Origin of the sequence: Ktedonosporobacter rubrisoli (assembly GCF_004208415.1) — a bacterium.
GTDB classification, from domain to species: domain Bacteria; phylum Chloroflexota; class Ktedonobacteria; order Ktedonobacterales; family Ktedonobacteraceae; genus Ktedonosporobacter; species Ktedonosporobacter rubrisoli.
This window is the reverse complement of the sequence record NZ_CP035758.1, coordinates 9418714-9442252: the sequence shown is the minus strand read 5'-3', so window position 1 is coordinate 9442252 and position 23539 is coordinate 9418714. Positions and strand designations below refer to the sequence as shown.

At 51.6% G+C, this 23539-nt stretch carries 21 protein-coding genes; 7 read left to right on the top strand and 14 right to left on the bottom strand.

Translation table 11 applies throughout. The annotated features are described in order from the left end of the window. The first annotated feature begins 147 nt into the window (after positions 1-147). The 4 genes from lysS to EPA93_RS40610 all read left to right on the top strand — a co-directional run bounded on the left by lysS (position 148) and on the right by EPA93_RS40610 (position 6454). On the top strand, positions 148-1623 hold the full coding sequence (gene lysS / locus EPA93_RS40625; protein ID WP_129893011.1) for a lysine--tRNA ligase: 1476 nt from the start codon (positions 148-150) through the stop codon (positions 1621-1623). 185 nt (positions 1624-1808) lie between these two features. Continuing rightward, positions 1809-2534 (top strand): ComF family protein, encoded by a 726-nt coding sequence (locus EPA93_RS40620; protein ID WP_129893010.1) that lies wholly within the window; start codon positions 1809-1811, stop codon positions 2532-2534. Positions 2535-2902: 368 nt separating this feature from the next. Next, positions 2903-4888, top strand: a complete 1986-nt coding sequence (gene ftsH, locus EPA93_RS40615) for an ATP-dependent zinc metalloprotease FtsH (protein WP_129893009.1) — start codon at positions 2903-2905, stop codon at positions 4886-4888. A gap of 345 nt (positions 4889-5233) precedes the next feature. Further along, positions 5234-6454, top strand: coding sequence for an aspartate aminotransferase family protein (locus EPA93_RS40610; RefSeq protein WP_129893008.1), 1221 nt, complete (start codon positions 5234-5236; stop codon positions 6452-6454). Between the two features lie 187 nt (positions 6455-6641). Here EPA93_RS40610 and EPA93_RS40605 read toward each other — a convergent pair whose 3' ends face one another. The 5 genes from EPA93_RS40605 to EPA93_RS40585 all read right to left on the bottom strand — a co-directional run bounded on the left by EPA93_RS40605 (position 6642) and on the right by EPA93_RS40585 (position 10557). Then, positions 6642-7085, bottom strand: a complete 444-nt coding sequence (locus tag EPA93_RS40605; protein WP_129893007.1) for a PPOX class F420-dependent oxidoreductase — start codon at positions 7083-7085, stop codon at positions 6642-6644. A 159-nt stretch (positions 7086-7244) separates the two neighbouring features. After that, positions 7245-7766 carry a TetR/AcrR family transcriptional regulator gene (locus EPA93_RS40600; protein ID WP_129893006.1) on the bottom strand — a complete coding sequence of 174 codons (522 nt, stop codon included), beginning with the start codon at positions 7764-7766 and terminating at the stop codon, positions 7245-7247. Positions 7767-7947: 181 nt separating this feature from the next. Beyond that, a complete protein-coding gene (locus EPA93_RS40595; RefSeq protein ID WP_129893005.1) occupies positions 7948-8739 on the bottom strand; it encodes an ABC transporter permease in 792 nt (263 codons plus the stop codon). A 31-nt stretch (positions 8740-8770) separates the two neighbouring features. After that, complete coding sequence (locus tag EPA93_RS40590) at positions 8771-9562, bottom strand: ABC transporter permease (protein ID WP_129893004.1); 792 nt, start codon at positions 9560-9562, stop codon at positions 8771-8773. Beyond that, positions 9562-10557, bottom strand: coding sequence for an ABC transporter ATP-binding protein (locus EPA93_RS40585; protein ID WP_129893003.1), 996 nt, complete (start codon positions 10555-10557; stop codon positions 9562-9564). The genes EPA93_RS40590 and EPA93_RS40585 overlap by 1 nt, the downstream gene beginning before the upstream one ends. Positions 10558-10717: 160 nt before the next feature. Here EPA93_RS40585 and EPA93_RS40580 point away from each other — a divergent pair, with 160 nt between their 5' ends. Next, positions 10718-11449 (top strand): MerR family transcriptional regulator, encoded by a 732-nt coding sequence (locus tag EPA93_RS40580; RefSeq protein ID WP_129893002.1) that lies wholly within the window; start codon positions 10718-10720, stop codon positions 11447-11449. A 31-nt stretch (positions 11450-11480) separates the two neighbouring features. Here the strand turns inward: EPA93_RS40580 and EPA93_RS40575 are convergent, their stop codons facing one another. The 7 genes from EPA93_RS40575 to EPA93_RS51175 all read right to left on the bottom strand — a co-directional run bounded on the left by EPA93_RS40575 (position 11481) and on the right by EPA93_RS51175 (position 17046). Next, on the bottom strand, positions 11481-12827 hold the full coding sequence (locus EPA93_RS40575) for an alanine--tRNA ligase-related protein (protein WP_165423725.1): 1347 nt from the start codon (positions 12825-12827) through the stop codon (positions 11481-11483). A gap of 570 nt (positions 12828-13397) precedes the next feature. Continuing rightward, entirely contained in the window at positions 13398-14297 is a 900-nt protein-coding gene (locus EPA93_RS40570) for a hypothetical protein (RefSeq protein WP_129893000.1), read from the bottom strand. A 41-nt stretch (positions 14298-14338) separates the two neighbouring features. Continuing rightward, on the bottom strand, positions 14339-15136 hold the full coding sequence (locus EPA93_RS40565; RefSeq protein ID WP_129892999.1) for an enoyl-CoA hydratase/isomerase family protein: 798 nt from the start codon (positions 15134-15136) through the stop codon (positions 14339-14341). 125 nt (positions 15137-15261) lie between these two features. Continuing rightward, the gene (holB, locus tag EPA93_RS40560) at positions 15262-16290 is read right to left on the bottom strand and encodes a DNA polymerase III subunit delta' (RefSeq protein ID WP_129892998.1); all 1029 of its coding nucleotides are present in this window, start codon (positions 16288-16290) and stop codon (positions 15262-15264) included. 84 nt (positions 16291-16374) lie between these two features. Next, positions 16375-16536, bottom strand: coding sequence for a type II toxin-antitoxin system HicB family antitoxin (locus EPA93_RS51185; RefSeq protein WP_422877908.1), 162 nt, complete (start codon positions 16534-16536; stop codon positions 16375-16377). 91 nt (positions 16537-16627) lie between these two features. Further along, positions 16628-16843: a type II toxin-antitoxin system HicB family antitoxin gene (locus EPA93_RS51180; RefSeq protein ID WP_129892996.1), complete on the bottom strand. Its 216-nt coding sequence runs from the start codon at positions 16841-16843 to the stop codon at positions 16628-16630. Continuing rightward, complete coding sequence (locus EPA93_RS51175; protein WP_129892995.1) at positions 16840-17046, bottom strand: type II toxin-antitoxin system HicA family toxin; 207 nt, start codon at positions 17044-17046, stop codon at positions 16840-16842. Before EPA93_RS51175 ends, EPA93_RS51180 begins: the two co-directional genes overlap by 4 nt. A 750-nt stretch (positions 17047-17796) precedes the next feature. Here EPA93_RS51175 and EPA93_RS40540 point away from each other — a divergent pair. Together EPA93_RS40540 and EPA93_RS40535 are read left to right on the top strand one after the other, a co-directional pair. Then, a complete protein-coding gene (locus tag EPA93_RS40540; RefSeq protein ID WP_129892994.1) occupies positions 17797-18636 on the top strand; it encodes an RNA polymerase sigma factor in 840 nt (279 codons plus the stop codon). Next, positions 18633-20555 carry an anti-sigma factor family protein gene (locus EPA93_RS40535; RefSeq protein ID WP_129892993.1) on the top strand — a complete coding sequence of 641 codons (1923 nt, stop codon included), beginning with the start codon at positions 18633-18635 and terminating at the stop codon, positions 20553-20555. The genes EPA93_RS40540 and EPA93_RS40535 overlap by 4 nt, the downstream gene beginning before the upstream one ends. A gap of 88 nt (positions 20556-20643) precedes the next feature. On the opposite strand, the gene EPA93_RS40530 is transcribed toward EPA93_RS40535, so the two are convergent. Next, positions 20644-21792, bottom strand: coding sequence for an acyl-CoA dehydrogenase family protein (locus tag EPA93_RS40530; protein WP_129892992.1), 1149 nt, complete (start codon positions 21790-21792; stop codon positions 20644-20646). Between the two features lie 412 nt (positions 21793-22204). Continuing rightward, positions 22205-23455, bottom strand: a complete 1251-nt coding sequence (gene metK, locus EPA93_RS40525; RefSeq protein WP_129894798.1) for a methionine adenosyltransferase — start codon at positions 23453-23455, stop codon at positions 22205-22207. Between the last annotated feature and the right edge of the window lie 84 nt (positions 23456-23539).

The following is a 23539-nucleotide window of genomic DNA, read 5'->3' as shown; positions in this document are numbered from 1 at the left end:
CTCTCCTATGGGGTACCCAGCAGGCAAAAACAATGTTACAATGAACCAGACTAAGTGCCAAAGAACAATACAGCATATCTTTTCTACGCTATCCATCAACTGTTATGCTGTCGGGGCACGTTTTTTTGGAGGAAATAGAGAAAGAGCATGGCAGACGAACGAGAGATACGATTACAACGCCTACATGCATTACGTGAGCAGGGAATCAATCCATACCCTAACGATGTAGAGCGCACACATACTATTGCCGATGTTTTAGAACATTTCGATGAGCTGGCAGGACCTGAAGGCTCCTACACCCTGACCGGGCGCATTCGCTTATTGCGCGAAATGGGCAAGGCTGCTTTTGCTAAGATCGAGGACGGAACTGCCAGCATCCAGGTCTACTTCCGTATTAACGATGTTGGCGAGGAAGCCTATCGCTCTATTAAGCTGTTGGATCTTGGCGATTTTATTCAGGTTACCGGTTTTCTGTTTGTGACGCGCACGGGCGAGCGTACGCTACATGTCTTGCGCTATCGCCTCTTGACTAAGGGCATACATCCTCTCCCTGAGAAGTACCACGGCCTCGAAGATATCGAGCTACGCCAGCGCAAGCGCTTCCTTGACTTGATCGCCAATGGCGATGAGGTGAGGCAGGTTTTTGTAATACGCAGCCGCACCATCACCGCAATGCGCCACTATCTTGACGAGCACGGCTTTATTGAGGTCGAAACTCCTATCTTGCAGCCACTCTATGGAGGAGCAACTGCGCGTCCTTTTATTACCCATCATAATACTCTTGATCGCGATTTATATCTACGTATTGCTGTAGAGCTATATCTCAAACGCTTAATTGTTGGCGGCTTTGAACGGGTTTATGAAATTGGACGTTCGTTCCGCAATGAAGGTATTGATCGTAGCCATAATCCTGAATTTACTATGATGGAATGCTATCAGGCCTATGCTGACTACAATGATATTATGAAACTTGTTGAAGAGATGATAGCATTTATTGCCCAGGAAGTTAAAGGCACAACGCATATTACTTATCAAGGGACCGAAATTGATTTGACTCCTCCCTGGAAGCGCATTCCTCTCCTCGATGCTATTGCCGAACATACTGGTATTGATGTCTCACGTTACCCGGATAAAGAGAGCCTGGCCACCGCGATGCGCGCGCAGGGATATGAGGCTGATCCGAAACTGGGTCGTGGACGCCTGATAGATGATCTTAAAGGGGCCATGCTGCGTAAAGGAATTCCTGCCCTGCGTCAGGCATTTTTCCTTATCGATTATCCAATCGACGTGTCCCCGCTGGCCAAGATGCACAGGTCTAAGCCTGGCCTGGTAGAGCGCTTCCAGCCTTTTGTGGGTGGCCTGGAACTAGGTAATGCTTTCACGGAGCTCAATGATCCGCTCGATCAGCGCGCCCGCTTCGAAGACCAGTTGCGCCAACGCGCTCAAGGCGACGACGAGGCTCAGGTACTCGACGAAGATTTCCTGGAAGCCATCGAGACAGGCATGCCACCGACCGGGGGCCTGGGTATTGGCATTGACCGCCTGGCAATGCTGATGGCCAACCAGGAATCAATTCGTGATGTTATCCTCTTCCCCACGATGCGCAAGACGGCTGACGAATAATCTTTCCTGAATAGCTGGCTTCGCCGCCAGCTATTCTCCTGCTGTGCTAGCAGTACAGCCAATTCATCCACAGCTCATAGCAAGCAGCAGTAGCAGCCTGGCCCGGCTCAAAGATCCGCATATATGTGAGCTCATTCACAATTACCGATTTTCATCCCATTCGTTGTATATTCGGGAGTTACTTCATGGGCAGAGAAACACTTTTACGGCGAACTCAGCAAATAGCTCAACATATGCTTGATCTTCTCTTCCCTCCAACGTGCGCGGCATGCAAATGTGGAGGCGCTCTACTGTGCGCCTCTTGTCTTTCTCGCATACAGCCAACCCGGCCACCATTCTGCCAACACTGCCATGGCCGGCTTTCTGCAGCCGGGCTCTGTTATGCCTGCCAGCATCACCCTTTGCGCCTTAGCGGTTTGCGTTCAGCAAGTACCTATCAGGACCCCTTGCGGGCTTGCATCCACGAGCTTAAGTATAATGGAAATATCCGCCTGGCCGAGCCATTAGGAGCATTGCTAGCCCAGGCGTATCAAGCACATGGATTACATGCCGACCTTATTGTGCCCATACCACTGCACCATGAGCGCGAACGGCAGCGCGGCTATAATCAGGCCAATCTCCTGGCTCAAGTCTGTTCCGCAAGATTGGCGCTTCCTTTATTACATACCCTTGTCTCGCGCGTGCAACCCACAAAGGCCCAAACCCATCTAAGCGCAAGCGAGCGGCAACAGAATGTCTTAGGGGCCTTTCTCTATACGCCTCTACCCTCAAACTTTCGCCTTGAGGGCCGTAAAGTATTGCTTATTGACGATGTATGCACAACAGGCGCTACTCTTGAAGCCTGTGCCGCCCCTCTCTTCGCTGCCCACGCAGCCGAGGTATGGGGCTTAGTGCTGGCTCGGCCAGCATGAGAGAGAGGCTAGCATAGCCTCAGAGTTAGTAGTTACAACATTCTCTACAGTCCTCTGGTAGCAGGTGCCAGACTATCAAGCAAGGGAGGGCTAATATACTGAAAATTGATGATAGTGGCGGCTGGCCAGTAAAAACTGGAACCAGACCGAAGGTCAACCGTTATACTGTTATATCCACTCATATCGAGCCTGATAGATCTCCCAGCGTAAAAGCATTTGTGAAAGATCTCCCGCAAGAGATCAATCAGCGGGTGTGCTATAATAAAACACACAAGAATCATGATTGAATGTCAGGTAATACGCTTAGATATGTACCATATAAAAAAAGGTGATACTTGTACACGCCATACTAATAGAGAGGAGCCCTAATGTCAAGCAGTGGGAAATGGCTCAGAACGGGCATTTTTTGGCTCCTGATCACGTTGGCCATTGTTCTGGTCGCCGTGTTCATTTTCCGACCGCAATCAGACGTTAAGTTAGTCAACGTATCCACGATTCTAGGACATATCCGCACAGATATAAACAAAGGGCAGCAGGATACGTTAGATGTAGGTAGCGATACTATTACCCTGACGCGCGGCAAAGGTTCCGAGGCCCAGAAAGAGGCAGCCACAGTTAATGAGAGCTTCGATGCGACGCGCGTACTTAAAGATAATGGTATTGATTATGCCAATAATCGTTTTCTGGTGCTGCAATACGAGACGCCTAACCAGCTCTGGGGCTGGCTCAGTGCCCTTGGTGGACTCATCCCCTTCCTTCTACTTGGCGCACTCTTAATATTTATAGTTCGCCAGGCGCAGGGTACTAATAATCAGGCTATGTCCTTTGGCAAGAGCCGAGCCCGTATGTTTATGGGAAATAAGCCGACAGTGACCTTTACGGATGTGGCAGGCGTTGAGGAAGCGAAACAGGAACTACAAGAAATTGTCGAGTTCTTAAAGTATCCAGAGAAATTCGTGGCCCTGGGAGCCCGGATTCCCAAAGGCCTCCTGCTAGTTGGGCCTCCAGGAACTGGCAAGACGCTTATCTCACGAGCTGTGGCTGGTGAGGCTGGCGTACCTTTCTTTAGCATTAGCGGGTCCGAGTTTGTCGAGATGTTTGTCGGCGTGGGAGCCAGCCGCGTACGCGATCTCTTTGATCAGGCGAAGCGCAATAGCCCTTGTATTGTTTTCGTTGATGAGATCGATGCTGTGGGCCGTCAACGGGGCGCCGGACTCGGCGGCTCCCACGATGAGCGCGAGCAGACCTTAAACCAGATTCTTGTAGAAATGGATGGCTTCGATACCAATACAAACGTTATTGTGATTGCAGCTACCAACCGACCGGATGTGCTCGATCCCGCTCTGTTGCGTCCCGGCCGCTTCGATCGACAGGTGGTCCTTGATCGTCCAGATATTCGCGGGCGTATTGCTATTCTGCAGGTTCATGTCAAAGGTAAACCGCTGGAGCAAGATATCTCACTGGAAACGCTGGCAAAGCAAACGCCAGGCTTCTCGGGAGCAGATCTGGCTAATTTGCTCAATGAGGCCGCGATCCTGGCCGCACGTCGCAATAAGCGAAAAATTGGCATGAGCGAACTGGAAGAAGCCATCGATCGCGTGGTAGCCGGTCCCGCACGCAAGAGCCGCATTATCAGTGAGCGCGAGAAGGCTATCACTGCGTATCATGAGGTTGGCCATGCGCTTGTAGCTCGTATGCTGCCAAACACTGATCCCGTGCACAAGGTTTCTATCGTCGCTCGTGGCCAGGCCGGTGGCTTTACGATGCTGCTACCAACCGAGGATCGTTACCTCTGGAGCAAGCCCCAGTTCGAAGATATGCTGGCGTATGCGCTTGGCGGCCACGTCGCCGAGTTGATCATTTTTGGCGAAGTAACGACCGGGGCCTCTAACGATATCGAACGGGTCACGAAGACGGCGCGCTCGATGGTAACCGAATATGGTATGAGTAGCCGCATTGGTCCGATGGCTCTCGGCCATAAGGATGAGCTTGTTTTCCTGGGTCGCGACTTTGGAGAACAGCGCAATTACAGTGAGCAAACAGCGCGCGAGGTGGATGAGGAGGTCCGACGCATTATTCAAGAAGCTTTCGATAAGGCGCATAATGTGCTGCTCCAAAACAAGACGCGCCTGATTATGATTAGCGAGCGCTTGATCAAAGAGGAAACTCTAGAAGGTCCTCTTTTCGAATCGCTCTTCAATCAGCCAATCAGCGACGATCAGTTTGAAGGGCCGTCTATCCTTGCCGGCATGCCGGCAGCGACCAGCGAGCCAAAGGGCCTGCCCTTACCTGGCGCCTCTTATCCTTTACCACCCCAATTACAAGCGCCTTATGATCGCGAAACCAGCGCCTGAGCCAGTTGAGCGCAAGCGCTTCTCTAGCCCCTGCACGTGTACACTTTCCTTGTTGCAGGGGCTAGAGAATTTTTCTAGGAGGGGGAAGAACGCACCTCTCCCGCTGGAGCAGGAACTCTATAATGATTTTTTAAGTTGCGCACCGCCCACAGAGCAAAACTTATTTGTCTATATATGTGCAGGACCAGGCTTGTGCTGCAATGGCTAACAGCGCGGTTGGCATGGCTAGCTGGCCTTCGTTCCAGCCCTGGCCAGTCAGTTAATGTGGGATTATGAGATGATCCGTGTATGCAAAGCCTCCACGGATCGGGAACTTTCTTATTTCCGAACAGGAGAAAAGATACGATGACAGCAACTGAGTTGAATAAGCGAGATTGGGCCGCCCTTGAGCAGAAGTATTATCAAGGGACTTTTAAGCGGCAACCAATCACCCTCGTACGTGGTGAAGGGATACATGTATGGGATAGCGAGGGAAAAGTCTATCTCGATTTTGTCGCAGGTATTGCCGTTAACGTGCTCGGACATTGCCATCCCGCGATCGTCAAAGCGGTCCAGGAGCAGGTAACGCAGCTTATCCATACCTCTAATCTCTATTACAATGTACGCCAGATTGAGCTCGCGGAATTACTTGGCATCCAGAGCAAGGGAATGCGTTCCTTCTTCTCTAACAGTGGCGCTGAAGCAAACGAAGGTGCTATCAAGTTAGCACGCAAATATGGACGCTTACACCGCAACGGCGCGTACGAGATTATCAGCCTGCATAATAGCTTCCACGGTCGGACCCTGGCCACAACGGCGGCTACCGGTCAACCAGCCTATCAGGCCACCTGGGCTCCCATTCCCGATGGTTTCAAGCAGGTTCCCCTCAACGATCTCGCCGCAGTTAAACAGGCAACGAGCGAGAAGACCGTGGGCATTCTTGTAGAGCCGGTGCAGGGTGAGGGTGGCATCTGGGCCTCCAACCAGGAATTTATGCAGGGCCTGCGCCAATGGTGCGATGAGCAAAATCTTGTGCTGATCTGCGATGAGATTCAGGCGGGTATGGGACGTACCGGTAAGTTCTTTAGCTATGAGAATTATGGCATCACGCCTGATATTGTGACGCTGGCTAAAGGACTGGCCGGCGGTATTCCTATCGGGGCTATGCTTACAGGACCGCGCACAGACCTCTTTGCTCCTGGCGATCACGGCACAACCTTTGGCGGCAATCCGGTGGCTTGCGCAGCAGGTGTGGCAACCCTCGAAACTATTCTTGAGCAAAATCTCCTGGAGAATGCACGCAAGATGGGCGAATACTGGAATAGCAAGCTGATCGAGCTATGCGCAAAATATCCTGGGCTGATCGATAGCCCGCGCGGCATTGGCTTAATGCGCGCAGTTCATGTTCAGGGCGATCAGGCAGCGAAGATCGTACAAAAGGCTCTAGAGCATGGCTTACTGCTGAATGCTCCCGATCCGCGCTCTTTGCGTATGATCCCGCCTCTGACCCTGACGGCTGCAGATATCGACGCCGGTACAGAGCTACTAGATCGCGCGCTGGCTGATGTAGCCGCAAGCCGGGCCTAAGTTCCCGCAAGGCCAGGGCCTCAAATGTCCTGGCCTTGTTTTCTGGGAAGAAACGCAAGCAATGCCCCTGTGTGATAAGGGGATAAGTCTATGCTGTATATTATTACCGCTAAGTTCCGCGGTCAGTGCCTTTGGAGCGGCCAATGTTTCCCGTCGCTCCGGTCAAGAAAATCATCGCACGCTCCTTTTATTTGTGCTGGGCTAGCACACGTTGTTCATCATCCACCTCTGATGCCTCCAGCAAGATTTCGTACACCGCAGTTTTCTCGCCAGGATTTCGCCAGTCAAAGATGAATCCCCAGAAATGGCCCAGCACTCCTACGCGCAACAGGCCTCGCGCCAGCTGAAGTTCCTCGCCGTAGAGACGGCGCGCCTGACCCTTAATCGCCGGGCCGAGTACTTTGCCGCTGTAGGTGCCAGGCGCAACGGTTACATGCGGATTGCGCGCGAGGCGCTTGGCCTTCCAGGTGTCCGCAGCCGTCATGAAGTAGAGTTTACCGTTCAAGGCTACCGTGCCAACCGGGGTATCAACTCCCTGGCCATTGCGCCGAAAGCTGGTTAAAATCGTTGTATGGCCCTTACCAGGGGTGGTCAGGAATTGGCGCGTGGTTGCCACCGTTTTCTCGCTCATGAGAAATCTCCCTTTTTTCTTCTGTTCTCTAAAAGCTTATTACACTCTTGGCAAGCACTCTACGTGAGAGCCGCACGTATGTACGTACGCTTGTCTGCTCGCCTTGCCGCAATGTCGACAGATGTCCATCACAGGTCAGCACTCTGTGTTCTCTCAATGCTAGTCAGGAATGGCGCCAGCCAGCAACCCTTGTACCAGTTCCTCAGCAAACTGCTGCTCTGTTTTATGGAAAGGGTCAGCGCCCAGAAAGCGCCGGTTAAATACCCACTGAAAACAAGGCCCTAGCAAAAGGATCGCCAGCGTCAGGGCAGGAATTTGTTGCCTCATCCGTCCCAACTGCTGCTCCTTCTCGATATAGGTAGTAACGTCTTCAAAGATACTTTGCGGCCCAACGCCCAGCGGTTGGATAGACGCACGAAGCTGAACCAGCAGTTCTGTGTCAGCCATAAAGGAGGCGCCTAACGGAACTATCTGCTCATAATACTGAATTGTCGCCAGAGCAAGAGCGACGAGATTCTCATTGACGGTTGCGCTGCCGGCCTGATGCACCTGAAATGCTTCATAAAAGGTAGGCAGATGTATGGCCATCAAGGCAAAGAAGATTTCCGCCTTATGGTCGAAGTGCCGGTAGAGCGCACCTTCAGTGAGATCGATCTCGCGCGCAATCTCCTTGGTCGTCACGCGCCAATCCCTTCAAAAGAATGAGTTTTTCAGTCGCATCAAGAATCTTCTTACGTGTTTCTCCTGCCATTTCTTTCTCCCCATGTGTGTGAGCATTCACATACATATTATGTCTAGAGAAAGTAGCGTTTGTCAAGGGGCAAAAGCATCGGCAAATCGGTGGATCTGCTAGGCCATAGTGCTAGCTAGATGCGCTGGCGTAACGCCGCAAACCATGCCAGAAAACTAGCGAGGCAACGGCCAGCAACACTCCGGCAAGCAGAAGACCACCCACGAAGAGCGGCGGAGAGAGAGCGCCAGTAAGAGCCTGGGCAGGCACCGTAGTGATTATGCCAATCGGCACTATCCAGGTCAGGATCGTACGCACCCAGTCAGGATAGAAATCCAGGGGATACCGAGCTATCTGAAATAGGGCATCAAAGATCCAGGTAAACAAAAAACCTGGGCTCCAGAAAAGCAAGCCGGTCAATAACAACAGCAGCGCATAGAGAATAAGCAAGCCTACTATCAAAGTGACGAGGAAAGCGAGTAGATTTGTCAGCGTTACACGCTCTCCCAGCAATATACAGCCTGTAATCAAAGTGCCCAATCCCAACAATATGTCAACGACAGAGAACAGCTGCCAGTGGCGCAAGCTGATCAGAAACTGGGTATTGACGGGACGGAGCAAAGTAAAATCAAAGCGACCCAGCCACAATTCGCCCTCCAAGCCGGCAAGAGCATCAAAGCTGGGCCCAATCACCAGACGCCTTACGGCTCCAACAAGCAGATAAACTCCTAGCAGGACCAGCGTCGCGGGAAAATTCCAGCCATGTAGCGTTTTTATCTGCCCGAAGAGGACGGCAATTCCAGCTATCCCCGTTCCTAGATTAAGCAATGTGGATAACACGCTGATAAAAAAGTTTGTCCGATAGGCCATATCTTCCTGCAAAGAGATTCTGATAAAGGCAAGTACTAAGCGTAGATAGCGCATGCACAGTTTCCCTTTCTTTGTCCTGGAGGGCTTAGCCGCCAACGGCAGTATAGCGCCGAACGCCACAACGCCAGATAAAGCTAAACAGGATCACGGTAGCCAACAGCCAGGCGGTCTGATATGCCAGGCCGCTTACTAGATCTGCTGGTGACAACTGAGTGGTAAGTATCTCAACGGGAAAGCCTACCATATAGCGAAAAGGCAGCACTATGGCGAGCGCTCGCACAAAGCTTGGTAGAAGGGCCACGGGTGCAACCTGGCCCGCCAGAAGAAACGTCAAAGCCTCTTGCAAAGAGAGGAGTGCGTTAGCTCGACTGGCCCAGAAAGCCAGCAAGGCCAGCCAGTAGCCCCAGAAGAAGCGCAGCAACCAGGCCATAAGCAAAGCCGGAACAAAGGCAAGCACGTTAAGCAAAGGAGGGTGCAGCTCTGGATGCAGAACCAGGGCCAGGACTATAACGACAGGGACGACAAAAAGCATATAGGCAGCCTTGCTTGCCAGTTCACTGGCCAGAGAGTCAAGGATAGGCGAGATTGGGCGCAAGAGGATCGTACTCATGTCGCCGTTGCGAATCCTGTCGCCAACCGTCCAATTTGTCTGGGCGTAGGTGAGCTGGTTGACCAACATAAAGAGGAGGTAATAGGCCACAAACTCGCTTTGCGTGAGGCCGCCAATGCGCTGGCCGCTCGCGGCTGTATACCAGACGAACAGCGCAACCAGAGGCGGCATCATCCAACCAAAGGCCAGCAGAAAGAAAAAACTTCGCTGCTGCAGCCATGACATCCAGGTACATCTGATGATGGCCAGTATTCCTCGTATGTTCATTAGATCTCCCCTCGATACATCTGGTCGATAACTGTCTCTAGAGGAGGATCTTCAACCGTAAGATCAACGATTGGTAAGTGCCGCAATATATGTGAAACAGAAGTCAGTATGTCCTGTTGACTAGTTCTTAACGTCCAGGTAACCCCATCACGTTTGAGCAGCTCAAGTCCAGCTGGCAAAGCGAGATCAGCCTCGCTTTCAACATATCTTTCACTGAGAATCAGGCGGAGCAACTTGCCAGGGGCAAAACGCTGAGTCAGGCCTTGTAAGCTACCATCGTAGCAGAGCTGTCCCTGGTTAATAAGAATGATTCTGGGACATAAGGCCTCCACATCGGCCATATAATGGCTGGTCAGGATTACTGTTGTACCGAAGCGGCAATTGTAATCAGCAATAAACTGGCGAAAACGGCGCTGCATAGAGACATCAAGACCCAATGTCGGCTCGTCAAGAAACAAAATCTCTGGCCTATACAGCAGAGCTGCTACCAGCTCGCATTTCATCCGCTGCCCCAGAGAAAGCATGCGCACAGGCCGATTCAGGATCTCGTGCATATCCAATAGCGTACAAAGCTCATCCACTGCGGCTCTGAGCTTTGCTGCTGGCAGGCCATAGATATCGCCCAGGAGGCGAAACGAATCCCAGGCCGGAATATCCCAGATCACCTGGCTCTTATTGCCAAGAACCATGCTCATACGGCGCAAATATTCTGGCTGTCGCTTCCAGGGTATAAAGCCCGCGACATAGGCCTCTCCCGACGATGGATAGAGCAAGCCGGCCAACATCTTTAAGCTCGTTGTCTTGCCCGCCCCATTCGGTCCAAGAAAACCCACGATCTCACCTTTTTCGATCGAAAAACTGATGTCACGTACAGCCTCTACCTCTCGGTACTTCCGTCGCCAGAGGCTCCCGATTGCAGCCGCTAACCCTTCGTTGCGTTCAGGAACCCGATAGACCTTGGTAAGGTTGCGTACTATAATATGGGCTTTAGACATATTTTCCTCCAATTCTACAATTTTACCCTTTGTTCTCCTCTTGTCAGATCACTTTCTTTATGGTATATCACTAATGCAAGCTTTTATACTTTTACCTTCATTTCTCTTTTTCAGGAAGCGCAAAACTATCTAATGGCAATTGAAAGATAAAGGTTAGGGTTTGAAGAAGATTTTACGGCCTGTTGATCTCGCGCAAGCGACAGGATTAAGCGTGCAGTCAATACGTAATTACGAGCGGTACGGCTTTATACCGCCCGCGGAACGAGGGCCACAGGGCTATCGACTGTATACAGCCCATCATCTTCACGCGCTGCGCATCTCTCGTACCATTATAGCAAGCTATGGCTGGGCTCGTGCGCGCCTCATTATGAGTACCCTACATCGGCACGACTTGCCAGCCGCGCTTGCGCTTATCGATGCCTATCATGCCGAGATCCACGGCAATCGCTGCCATATCGAGGAAACATTGCGTGCTCTACGCACTACCTCTATTACAATTGCTCCACTCTTTGCGACTGAAGATGCGGCAAAGCTAAAGCTTCTCAATGAGCGCCAGGGCTTACTGATTAGAGAGGCCGCCCGCAGAGTTGATGTACGCGTTTCAGCTTTGCGCTTCTGGGAAGAGCAAGGCTTGCTCCATCCTGCGCGGGATCGTACGAGCGGCTATCGATTTTATGATGCGGAACAGATGCGCAACCTGCAAGTGATCGTCCTTTTGCGCAAGGCGGGCTATAATTTTGAGGCCATTCGCGCTATTCTGGCTCAGTTGGCGGCAGGCACACCCGAGCAGGCCCTGCAGGCAGCTGAGAAGCGCCTGCAAGAGCTTGCCGAGATGAGTCGCCGCTGCCTCGAAGCCCTGGCAGAACTATGGGCATATATCAAAACCCTCTAGCGCCTCTCCTTAATAGCGTACCGAAGGCAGACTAGCCGCGCCGGAAATGCTTCTCAGCGCTGAGACGACTTACGCGCCGATGCTCCTCTACAGAGCGTTGATAGCCTGACCAATCCACACTCAGACCACGTTCCATCAGCACCTCCGCCGCCAGATCCGCAGGGAAACCCTTCTCTGCACTCAGCCTGAAAAGTTCTTCGCCCGCCACCTGGCCATCAGCTTTCGGCTCTAGCTGAAGCAGAAATTTTAGCCCGGAGGTCAACACGCGCGCAAACATTCTCTCTTCCCGCGCCACAATACGTTCTACAGTTGGCACGCGCTCATGCTCCTCCATAGTAAGCAAAGAGCCGTGCGCTTGCGCTAATGGAAGCAGCAACGAGCTTAAAAACTGTTCGTCTATACCCAGTATCCTACCCTGACGCGCCGCCCGGCGAACCAGGCGGCGTATAACCGATCTGCTTCCGTCGCGCCCCGGTTCCACACCGGCCAGGACCGCCATAAGCACCGCGCGCATATGATCCACAATCACTTTATATGCATGCTCCTCCCTAGTCTTATCAAGCCGATCAGATCCAGGCGCTAACATTTGCAAACGCTCACGCGCCGCTTGAAAAAGATCTATGGCAAAGGCCGAGCCAGTCCCCTGCAGCACCATCGCAATACGCTCAAGGCCCATGCCCGTATCGATATTGCGCTGTGGCAACGGCACAATAGAGCCATCCGCCAACAAATCATACTCCATAAAGACGAGATTCCAGATCTCAAAAAAGCGCCCGCAGGAACAACCAGGACGGCACTCTGCGCTACCGCAGCCATATGCAGGGCCGCGATCGACAAAGATCTCCGAGCACGGGCCACTTGGTCCCGGACCACCTGTTGTCCAGAAGTTATCATCTCTTCCCAGCGGCACGATGCGCTCAGGCGGAAAGCCCACGCGTAACCAGCCCGCAACCGCTTCTTCATCTAAGCCTAAGTGCAGCCTGGGATCGCCAGTAAAGACGGTTACCCAGAGCCGCCCCAGATCCAGGCCGAAGACATTGAGCAGCAAATCCAGCGCCATCTCAATAACTTCATGCTTCCCATAATTTCCAATTGACCAGTTGCCGAGCATATGAAAGCCCGAGAATTTATAATCGTTTGTCCCCACCATATCCACATCATCCGTGCGCAAGCAGCGCTGCAACGCAGTCAGGCGAGGCGCTGGCGGAAGCTGCTCTCCACGCAGATACGGCAACAATGGCTGCATACCGGCGATGATAAAGGATGTACTATTCCCAGGCACGGCCAAAGGGCTGCTCATCAGCTCTAAATGGTTGCGAGCTCGAAAAAACGAGAGATACTTTTCTGTAATTTGCACCGACGATAGACCTGTTGTCATTGCTTTTACACTCCTTTTCATTAGGCAGAGCAACCTTGATTCCGTAGATCATTGCACAAGCGCCTCCGGCTCATAACCCTGAAACACAAACAAAAACCCGCCCCGAACCTATAAGTTCAGGGCGGGCAGAATTTGCTTAAAGTAAAGAGCCCGTGGTACCACCTGGCTTGGAAGCCGCTCAAGCCTTCAAACAGGCCTGGACTTCCCACTCGACAGGCACGGAAGAGCTGTACCTTCTCACCTCACGCCAAATGAGGCACTTATAGATACGCTTTCGATGCCTTGCCCCAGGATAACGGAGGGCTACCGGCAAGGATTAGTGATCACGACAAGATTGCCTGTGATGTTCTTCCCGCATCGCGGTTCAGTAATTTCTTTCTACCTTACCAAACCAGAGGGGGGCATTCCATGTGATCTGAGTATGTCGGGCTTCCACCATCCCCGACTCGCTGTCGGCTCAGCGCAGCATGTATTCGTCCCTCATGACGATCTAGCATAATATATCGTAGAGACAAGTATAACCGATAATTATCGGCATAGCAAGAGGAACAGCGACAGCGCATTACCCACTTATGACACCGCTGGCGGTGCCAGGATATAGCCGCTTACCTCATAGCCGCGACCAGGCCTATCCTTTGTCGGCAAATCGGTTATCCATTCCCATCGCCGTTCTTCCAGCACAGTGAAATGCTCGCGCACCAGCTCAGGGAAAATCCGTGGTACGAGCGGCATTTTACGCCGATGCTGCTCGTCGTGCTCGGTTCCATAGACATTGAAAACAAAACCCTGGACGTCGCTCAACAGAACAACCAGGCCTCCCTGATCAAGCAAGGAGCTTAACAGGTGCAAATGGGCCTTGATAAGGCGAGTTCGGAATGCCTGCGCTGCCTCCTGGTAGCGGTAATGTCGCTCCTGTTCTCCCATCAAGGCTGGCGCAAGGCGCTGGATATGGTCAAGCAGATCGAGAATAGGATAGCTAAAAAGCTGGGACAGCACAAGTGAGCTGACCACAACGCCAAACTCACCAGTAGGCAGCTGCTCTATGGATGGAGGATCGGGAACAAGGCATTGCTCTAAACACTCAGCCGCCGCCTTAAAGAGCGTCGACGCGCCCTGAGCAAGCAAGGTATCCCAGGGTTGGAGAATGATCCTATGATGCAGATTAGCGCTTACACCTCCGCTAAGATCTTCAGCCACAAGTTTTACCCGCTTGCGCTGGCCCGGCGTTAACTGATCAGCTACGCCTTGCTGCAAAGCAATGATATCCAGATCTGCCAGCACAACCTCATCGGAAGCCTGAACCAGCTCAGGCAAAGGTACTTCAGTACAGGCGCCCGCACCCAGCACAAGAGTGCTCCTTGAAGTACTGAATGGGCGCCAGCGCACGGCTGACAACATCAGCGCGGCACAATGCTCCAGATGGAGAGGAGCATACTGGCGAAGCCACTCGCGCCGCTTTTTACCTTGCATCTGTCTATTACTATAAGTTAAAGTCTCAATACGCACAGCACTTACTTGCCACTATAGTGAGGTCGGCGCTTTTGTAGAAAAGCGTTAACGCCCTCGCGATGATCTGCCGTAGCTTTGGCCGCATCCTGCAATCTTCCCTCAAGCTCCAGCGCCGAAGGCAAATCGCAATCAAGCGACTGATACATCAGCTGTTTAATCAACCCATACGTTCGGGTAGGACCCTGGGCCAGGCGCTTTGCCAGAGCCATAGTTTCCGTCTCAAATTCGGCCAGCGGCACACATTTATTTACCAGACCGATGCGTTCAGCCTCTGGCCCGCTCACCTCATCCGTCAGCATGGCCATCTCTAGAGCCTTGCCTAAACCAATCAGACGAGGTAAGAAATAGCCACCACCACCATCGGGCACTAACCCGATCCGCGCAAACGCTTCAATAAAGCGCGCATTATCGGCAGCGATCCGCAGATCGCATGACAGAGCAACATTGCAGGAGATACCGGCCGCTACTCCGCGGATCGCGGCGATTACAGGTTTGGGCATCTCGCGAATGAGGGATAGTAAACGATGATATTTCTTCAAGTGCTCGCTAACCGGCTGGGCTTCCGCGTTATGTTGAGCCGAAGCAAATGCAGAGAGATCCTGACCGGAGCCGAAAGCGCGCCCGGCTCCCGTGAGCACCAGGCAGCGCACATCATCACTCTTTGCCGCCTCCTCCACAGCCTCCGTCAACTCTTGCAGCATTGCATCATTGAATGCATTTAATACTTCAGGGCGATTCATCGTAATGACTACTACACCCTCTTCCTGCCGCAGCAGCAGGTGCTGAAAATTACTTCTCATCGAGCACTGCCTTTCAACAACTTCTAGCGCCACACTGCGCTACTCTCGCAACGAAGGTTTCTTAGCCTTTATGATATCACAGAGCAGAGCCATAAGTTGCGCAGAAAAGCAGAGAAGAGCAGCGACTACAGTTTGAGGGAAGGCACGTCAAGCATTAAAACTTCAAGAGCAAGGCGCGCGCTTACATTTTGCTCAAGCGTCTCTTGAGCCTGGAGAATAGCACGTACCATGCGCTCAGCCTCTAGCGTCCCCAGCTTATCAGCTTGAGTTTTCAGTAGATCGCGCATGTCCACATTTACAGTGAGATCAAGACAATTATTCGCGGCCAAGACGACATCGCGCCACCATAACAGCCATAATTCCAGCAGTTCGCGCGCTTTTTCGCTATCCGTACTCAGCCGTTGGGCGATATCAAAGCGCTGCACCTTAGTCGCGGCGGGCAACTTAGCCAGTAGTTCTAACTGCGTTTTGCGCTCGGCCAGCATGTCTTCATCTTCCACAGCCTGGACGGCCCAGCCCATGCGACCGGCAGCCAGCGCGGCGATCAGGCTAGCCTCCTCAGCTTCAACCTCCCAGCGCTGCACCAAAGCCTGTCTGATCTGTTCTGTTGTCAATAGCTGCATCGGGATCTGTTGGACGCGCGAGATAATCGTAGGCAACAATAAACCAGCATCGGGAACTGTCAACAGAAGAATGACATCAGCTTCCGGCTCCTCCAGTGTCTTCAGGAGACAATTGGCTGCCTGCACATTCATCTCATGGGCATCCTGGATGATAAAAATCTTGCGCCGTCCCTCGTGCGTACGGCGAGCCGCCGCGTTCTGCAGGGCGCGTACCTGCTCGATAAGAATAAATTGCTTATCGGGAGCTCTAGTGATTATATGGACGTCGGGGTGATTGCTGTGCAAAACCTTGCGACAGGCCAGGCAGGAATTGCAGGGATCGGTAGGGGAGATCTGCGGGTCCGGGCCGCCAACACACAATAATGTCTGCGCAAAGCGTTGGGCCAGCAGCATCTTGCCGATGCGCTGAGGTCCCACAAAAAGATAAGCATGCCGTATCTGTTGCGCGGCAAGCGTACGGCGCAGAATATCGATAGAATGTTCGTGGCCGACAATATCCCAGCTTTGTGATTGCACCTGATGAGTTAGCATAGCTCCATGTTAGCAAAAACCTGGCACAATAGCAAGGCGCAAAATAACTATCCTATCGTCCTGGTTTTCTTTTTTCTAGCCATATTACGCTGCTATAAATGGTTTAGGAGAGGGTATCGGATCGCCATCTTGCTCAGCTACCATGATCCAGCTTTCAATAGTATCCTGTCCTTGCCTGATAGCTTCTTCATATGAGTGCCCAAGTGTCATACAACCCGGCAATTCAGGCACACTTACGACATAGATGCAGTCATAAGGGTCCCATTATATAATGCTTCGCTTCTTCCAAAGACCTGTTTTGATCAAATTTATTGGCAGTTTTGTCGACGCATATTGATTAGATTGCAGCTAACACCTTTGGAGGTGGAACCGGTCTACCATCTTTTATGGCTGCTTCTATCCACAATTCGATAACTTCTAACGCATTTTTAAGAGCTTCTTCATATGTATCTCCATGCGTGTGACAGCCTGGAAGCTCAGGAACATTAACGAGGTAGGCCTGGTCTCGATCACTCCATTGTATAATTATAGAATAGTGAAAGGGTCTTTTCATTTGTCCTCCCTGAGTTCTTTGATAGCATTTTCAACATCGTCAACCTGATATGGCCTTGCGTCTCTACCTTCATTGCCAGATAATGTGACTGTGACTTCTGGTAGGCTTGGATGGTGCCAAACTGTATGACTACCTTTTCCTGATCGAACGGTAAACCCAGCCTTTAAGAGCCTGGCTTTTAATTGCCTGATCTTTGGCGGCATTACTTACTCCTAATTATAGCATGCATTAATTTGCATTTCTTTGTCTCCGCTATAGCGCAATCTAGCCACGAATGCTATACAATTTTTGAAGCCGTCTATATAGTATTTCTTTCTTATCTGTTTGTATAGTAATCGCGATAAAAACCATACAAAAGTACTTGAATATCCTGATTAGTGTCAAAATAGAATAATGCATATTCATCTATATTTTCTGTTGAAAATGAACGGGCTACGCTGTGCGTAATAGAAATGTTGGGGAGAGAAAGCAAGCAGAAAACACTTCATATGAGGAACCGTTTCTCACGGCATTGTACTACTTGCCACATCCAGATAGACCCGGGGCAACATGAGCCATTCCGAAAATTGTTAAGGAAGGGTTACAAGGGGTTCACTCCTTGACTAAGGGCTCGGAACTGCGCCTCGTTCTCTTCACTTTCCTCCAACCTACCGCCGCCAGCGGCGTACAAAATGAGGCAGGATTCATGTATATATTTATGCGGCCTGGGCGCGCAACCTGTACTCCTGGGGGAGTAGTAGCAGGCTAGAAAGGAGGATATATCGGCGAGCGGAGCCATTTATGTTATACTATTCTCAAACCAACACTACCAATGGGAAAAGGCTGCTAGCTATCTTTCCCAATGTTTATCAAATCACAGCGTGACCCAGATAAATATGTTATGCTAAAGTGGTGATGAAAATTTCCACGAATATATTATGTTAACAATACTTTCCATAAGGCTGATGTAACCGATGGATACCTCTATCCGTTTCTACAATACGAATAGCAGTCTACACTCATCCCTAGAAGAGGATGAGCGTCCGGGCCATTCCGCAATGCCATTGCCAAAAGATGAGGGCAGTAGTGAGGAAACGGGCTATGAAAGTGAGGAAGATGCGGAAGCGCACTCCACTCACTCTGCGGCTGCCGGATCGGAACAATTGCAGCCGGCAGAGCAAGTGAATGTCGCAGATTTCGAAAGCATCTTTCAGCGCTTTCAAGTTCCCATCACTAACTTCATCTATCATCTGATTGGCAACCGTGAGCAGGCCTATGATCTTGCCCAGGACGTATTTGTCAAAGCATACAAAGCATTGCTGGGGGGTACAGTGGTACAGCCAGCAGCATTGTCAGCGTGGCTCTATCGCATAGCAGCCAATACAACGACTGACTCGCTGCGGCGGCGTCGCCTGATATCGTGGTTACCATTATCCTTATTCAACGAAGATCGTGGTATCGGAGCCGGGGTTATCTCGGACTCAGGAGGAACATCAGCCGATAACTTTAATAGTAACGGCGATGAGCATGCCCATGAGGCAAGAGCAAGTTCAGTCAGTACGATATATGAGCGCGGCGGGTATGACGGTGGACGTTTCGAGAGCCGCGTCGCCGACAGAGAAATAGTAGAACGCGTACTAAAGCAGATGCCCCCAAAATACGCGGTATGCTTGTGGTTATATGAAAATGACGGCTTTTCATGCGCTGAAATCGCTGGGATTCTCAGTATCAGCTCATCTGCTGTGAAGATGCGTCTGATGCGTGCGCGTGAACGTTTCATTGGATTGTACAAAAAAGAGGTCGGTGAAGATTGAACTGTAGTCTAGCGCAAGCCATGCTTGCCATATACCGCGAACTGAAAAATGATCAGGCTGACTTAACAGCCCTGGAGGAGCACGTGGCACATTGTGCTACCTGCCGACAGCTCTATGATCAGTATAATTTTGTAGGGGAACGCATGCGCTCATTGCCTACACTTGAGCCAGTTCCACAGGCTCATAGTAGGCTTATGCAAGCTCTGGCAGTAGAGCACTCGCGCTTTATACAGAACAATCTATCCTCTGCGACATCTACACCGATTCCCGACTTCCTTGTACCCTATCTGAAGAAACAGGTTCGCACCACCCCACAAACAGATGCACTGACAGCCTTCGCAGCAGCAGATACCGGTCCGCTTCCAGTCATTCGAGCCAGTAGCAGGCGTCGCTACCCACGCATGAATCAATTTGCCATTCTGGGCCTGGCCGCATCGTTCCTGATGATCTTAATGATGGGTGGCCTGACCTCGTTATTGCTGCTCGCCAACAATAACAGCCATAACAGCGGTCCAAATATCCCAGCGCCGCAAAACAATGTAGTTAGCGTGGCTAATCCCGTCCAGGTAGCTACAGCCAAGGCTATTACAACAACAGCCTATCCGCATGTGGTAAGCGCGGTCGGCAATCACCAATCTATTTATTACACTGCTTATGGTGACAACACAACCGGCTGGATGCTTGAGCAACTTGATAACAAAACCCAGGCCAGTACGCCTCTTCTGAGCGAGCCCAGCAAGAATCCTCTGATCGTGTTGGGAAGCTCTAAGGATTGGCTGGTATGGCTGCAGCTCAATACGCCTAAAGTCGACACAAGCAAGGATACAAAACAACACAATACACATAGCCAGCAGCGCGATTGGACGCTCAATGCACTCCCTGTTGGCAACAATGCTAATCAGGCAACCGATGGAACGCAACCTCAGCCCAGGACCCTACTCAAAGGGACATTCAATCCAAGCACAGTACCCGATTGGGTCCATACGCCTGTACAGGGAATCAGCTTTGCCCAGAACGCGCTCCTGATCGCGACGGTTGACGCTAAAGGAACTGCTCACCTGCTGCAATACCCGCTGGATGCGCAGAAAGATCAGCTTACCAAGGAGCTCGCAACCGCTACTGATGGTCGCATCATCACCTCGCCTACAGCCAGCGCAGATGGCACAAACATCTTCTGGTCCGAGGAGTGGTATACGAGTGATAATATGCCACATAGCAATATCTGGGCTCAACAGATTGTGTCCGATCAGCCAACACCTGGCAAATGGCTGCCGCATACCGTCTCACGCAAAACGCTCTTCCGTGATGATAAACAGTCATTCCAGCCGCAGATAGTAGGCGATACACTCTTCTTCTTGAATACAGACTCGACCAATCCTGCCGATAACGTAGCAAATATGGTCACGCCGACGCCCAGCCCCTCGACGACACCCGTATCAACTCCAGAGGCAACCATGACGACGACGCCTGCGGCGACTACAACGCCTGCGGCCACTCCCGTAGCGACAAGCATTACAGATTCGCAGACAGCAGGCAAAGATTATCCCGATCTGGGAGTCTATACGGCCCAGCCCGATGCCTCCATCAAGGGCACACTCACAGCCATCTCGCTGCTTGATGACACGCAGGTGGCGATCCCTGACTACGATAATGATAAAAGCCCGGCCTCGGCCTTGCAGGGTGGCTCTCGCTTCCTGCTCTGGCAAAATAGCGATAAGGGCTTTGAGATGTTCGATGCCCAGACGAAGCATGAAGTAAGCGTTGGCCCGAATATAGTTCCCAGAGCTGCCGCCTTCCTTGCCGTCAACGACGATACAGCCGTCTGGTTGATGAATGACGAGACCACTATCAATCCGGCGAATATCGCAGCCTCGACGGTAACCTTCAGAACGTTTAGCTTACCGGTCTCGGCCAAATAGGGGCAGGCGGGCAAGCCTCTGTCCTGCCGATAAACATAAAAGCAGATGGGAATATTTTTCACCATCTGCTTTCTTTTTTGCTTAGCTTTTAGCAGCCTAGTTGCTTAGCGATGAGTATGCGCTGCACTTCGCTTGTGCCCTCGCCAATCTCATTAATCTTCACGCTACGCCAGTAACGCGAGACTGGATACTCATCCATAAAGCCATAACCACCATGAATCTGCACAGCCTGATCGGCGGCCCGTTTAGCCGTCTCGGAGGCAAACAATTTCGCCATCGAAGCTTCACGCGCATACGGCTGGCCCTGCATATGCAGCCAGGCCGCCTTATAATACATCAACCTGGCCAGCTCTATCTCGGTAGCCATATCGGCAAGCTTAAACTGAATGGCCTGGAAAGAGCTTATCGGCTTCCCAAATTGTTTGCGCTGCTTCGCATAGCTCAAAGCTTCATCCAGGCAGGCCTGAGCCAGGCCAACCGAGAGAGCAGCAATCGCAACACGTCCGCCATCAAGAATCTGCATGAACTGTTTGAAGCCTTCCCCGCGCTGGCCCAGCCTGTTCTCTTCGGGCACAACGCAGTCCTCAAAAGCCAGAGGACGCGTATCAGAAGCCTTCCAGCCCATCTTTTTATAAGCGCTACCAATGCTATAGCCGGAAGTACCTTTCGGCACAATCAGGTTGGTAATCTCCTTGCGGCCATCGGGGCGTGTACCAGTAACCGCGGTAATCGTCACACCGGCCGTCATCTCAGTTCCAGCATTGGTAATAAAAGCCTTAGCCCCATTGATGTGCCAGCTTCCATCCTGCAGTGTAGCGCGCGTCTGAGTACCGCCCGAATCAGAGCCGGCTTCCGGCTCCGTCAAGCCAAAGGCCCACAACTGCTCGCCACGTGCCAGCGCAGGCAAGAAGCGTTCTTTCTGCTCCTGGCTACCAAAGAGATAGAAAGGCATAGCCCCTAACGAAGTATGCGCCTCCATAGTAATACCCACGGAGACATCGCCCCGCGAAATTTCTTCAATAGCAATGCAGTAGGAAAGAAAATCAGCACCAGCTCCACCATATTCTTCAGGAAAGGGGAGCCCTAACAACCCCAATTCACCCATTTGACGGACCAGCTCATATGGAAATTGCCCCGTTGCATCCATCTTTTCGGCGAGAGGCTTTATCTCTTTTTCAGCAAAATCCCTACACGTATTACGAATGGCCATTTGCTCATCGTTGAGTGTAAAGTCCATACGTGTTATTCCCTTTCTTCTCTTAAATACCAGGACTAGCTCAGGCAGATCAACAGTATCTGCCCTTGCATATTATACGTGATTTAATAGCCTTGATGACAACGGCATAAATAGATAAGCAGGTCAATAAGCAAACGTACGCCTGACTCCCAAAGGACGCAAGGCGCAGCCAGCAAAAAGCACCAGGGCACAGGACAGCTGTCAGCGACGACGTGAGCTGCTAAATTTGCATCCTTGCGCAAGCTTAAGGAAAGCTGATCAATGTTCAGCACAAAATAACCGTCATCCTCTTCTGTATAGATCGAACTTGCATCTCGGCTGAGGGAGCCTTAAAAAGACATGATGCTATAAAGCAGCACAAGACAGAGCTCGCTAGATGGAGCTCCGCCTTGCCTATATTTCGCTGTGAGTGCTAGGAAGAAAGTGATTCACGGCTCTCTATGTGAGCTCCTACGCCCTTTGCCAGCATAGGAACCTTATTCAGCTCCTCCCAGGGTAGCTCTACATCTGTGCGTCCAAAATGACCAAAGGCCGCAGTGGGCTGATAAATAGGCCGACGCAATTTCAGCTCTTGAATAATACCGGCAGGCCGCAGATCGAAGTGCTCGTTAATGAGGCGGATAATCTCCTCATCAGCAACCTTACCCGTCCCGAACGTCTCAACAAAGAGCGAAAGCGGACGCGCCACGCCGATAGCATAGGAAATCTGGAGTTCCAGGCGATCGGCCAGGCCAGCCGCGACAATATTCTTAGCGATGTGGCGCGCAGCGTAAGCCGCCGAACGATCCACCTTTGTGGGATCTTTACCGCTGAAGGCCCCGCCACCATGGCGGGCCATACCACCATAGGTATCGACGATAATCTTACGGCCGGTCAAGCCAGCATCGCCCATTGGACCGCCAGTTACAAAGCGACCGGTTGGATTTACAAAAATCTTTGTGCTCTTATCAAGCAGATGCTGAGGGATCACAGGCTTAATAATATGCTCAATGACATCTGTGCGCACCTGCTCCGAGTCGATATAATCGGCATGCTGGGTCGAGATCACTACAGTATCCACGCGCACGGGTCGCCCATGCTCGTACTGAATCGTAACCTGGCTCTTGCCATCGGGGCGCAGATACGACATTGGCCCATTTCCGCCCCACGACTTACGCCGTACCTGCGAGAGCTGGCGCGTCAATTTGTGGGCAAGGCTAATCGGCATAGGCATGTATTCGGGGGTCTCGTTGCAAGCAAAACCGATCATCATTCCCTGATCACCAGCCCCAATATTTTCCAACTCATCATCGCTGAGCTGGATAGCCTCAACGTTTTTCGTCTCTAGAGAACGACTAACCCCCATATCAATATCTGGCGACTGCTTACCAATTGAGGTAACAACGCCGCAGGTACGATAGTCGAAGCCATAATCAGCGTTGATATACCCTACTTGCTCGATAGTCTTGCGCACCACAGCAGGCATATCGATCCAAGCGGAAGTGGTAATTTCGCCAGCAACAAGCACAAGACCCGTCGTCGTTGCCGTCTCGCAGGCGACACGCGCCACGGGATCTTGCGTCAGAATCGCATCAAGAATTGCATCCGAAATCTGGTCACACAGCTTATCGGGATGCCCTTCAGTGACGGACTCGCTAGTAAAGAACGACTTTGGGCTGTCCATGAAATTACTCATGTGCCTGGCTCCATCCTTTCTGATTTCCGTTTATACATAAGTATGTTTGGTCGTGTGGTCATATTCTCAAGC

Coding starts and splice junctions, on each gene's coding strand:
- lysS (WP_129893011.1), top strand. CDS start 148: ATGGCAGACGAACGAGAGATACGATTACAACGCCTACATGCATTACGT.
- EPA93_RS40620 (WP_129893010.1), top strand. CDS start 1,809: ATGGGCAGAGAAACACTTTTACGGCGAACTCAGCAAATAGCTCAACAT.
- ftsH (WP_129893009.1), top strand. CDS start 2,903: ATGTCAAGCAGTGGGAAATGGCTCAGAACGGGCATTTTTTGGCTCCTG.
- EPA93_RS40610 (WP_129893008.1), top strand. CDS start 5,234: ATGACAGCAACTGAGTTGAATAAGCGAGATTGGGCCGCCCTTGAGCAG.
- EPA93_RS40605 (WP_129893007.1), bottom strand. CDS start 7,085: ATGAGCGAGAAAACGGTGGCAACCACGCGCCAATTCCTGACCACCCCT.
- EPA93_RS40595 (WP_129893005.1), bottom strand. CDS start 8,739: ATGCGCTATCTACGCTTAGTACTTGCCTTTATCAGAATCTCTTTGCAG.
- EPA93_RS40590 (WP_129893004.1), bottom strand. CDS start 9,562: ATGAACATACGAGGAATACTGGCCATCATCAGATGTACCTGGATGTCA.
- EPA93_RS40585 (WP_129893003.1), bottom strand. CDS start 10,557: ATGTCTAAAGCCCATATTATAGTACGCAACCTTACCAAGGTCTATCGG.
- EPA93_RS40575 (WP_165423725.1), bottom strand. CDS start 12,827: ATGACAACAGGTCTATCGTCGGTGCAAATTACAGAAAAGTATCTCTCG.
- EPA93_RS40570 (WP_129893000.1), bottom strand. CDS start 14,297: ATGCAAGGTAAAAAGCGGCGCGAGTGGCTTCGCCAGTATGCTCCTCTC.
- EPA93_RS40565 (WP_129892999.1), bottom strand. CDS start 15,136: ATGAGAAGTAATTTTCAGCACCTGCTGCTGCGGCAGGAAGAGGGTGTA.
- holB (WP_129892998.1), bottom strand. CDS start 16,290: ATGCTAACTCATCAGGTGCAATCACAAAGCTGGGATATTGTCGGCCAC.
- EPA93_RS51180 (WP_129892996.1), bottom strand. CDS start 16,843: ATGAAAAGACCCTTTCACTATTCTATAATTATACAATGGAGTGATCGA.
- EPA93_RS51175 (WP_129892995.1), bottom strand. CDS start 17,046: ATGCCGCCAAAGATCAGGCAATTAAAAGCCAGGCTCTTAAAGGCTGGG.
- EPA93_RS40540 (WP_129892994.1), top strand. CDS start 17,797: ATGGATACCTCTATCCGTTTCTACAATACGAATAGCAGTCTACACTCA.
- EPA93_RS40530 (WP_129892992.1), bottom strand. CDS start 21,792: ATGGACTTTACACTCAACGATGAGCAAATGGCCATTCGTAATACGTGT.
- metK (WP_129894798.1), bottom strand. CDS start 23,455: ATGGACAGCCCAAAGTCGTTCTTTACTAGCGAGTCCGTCACTGAAGGG.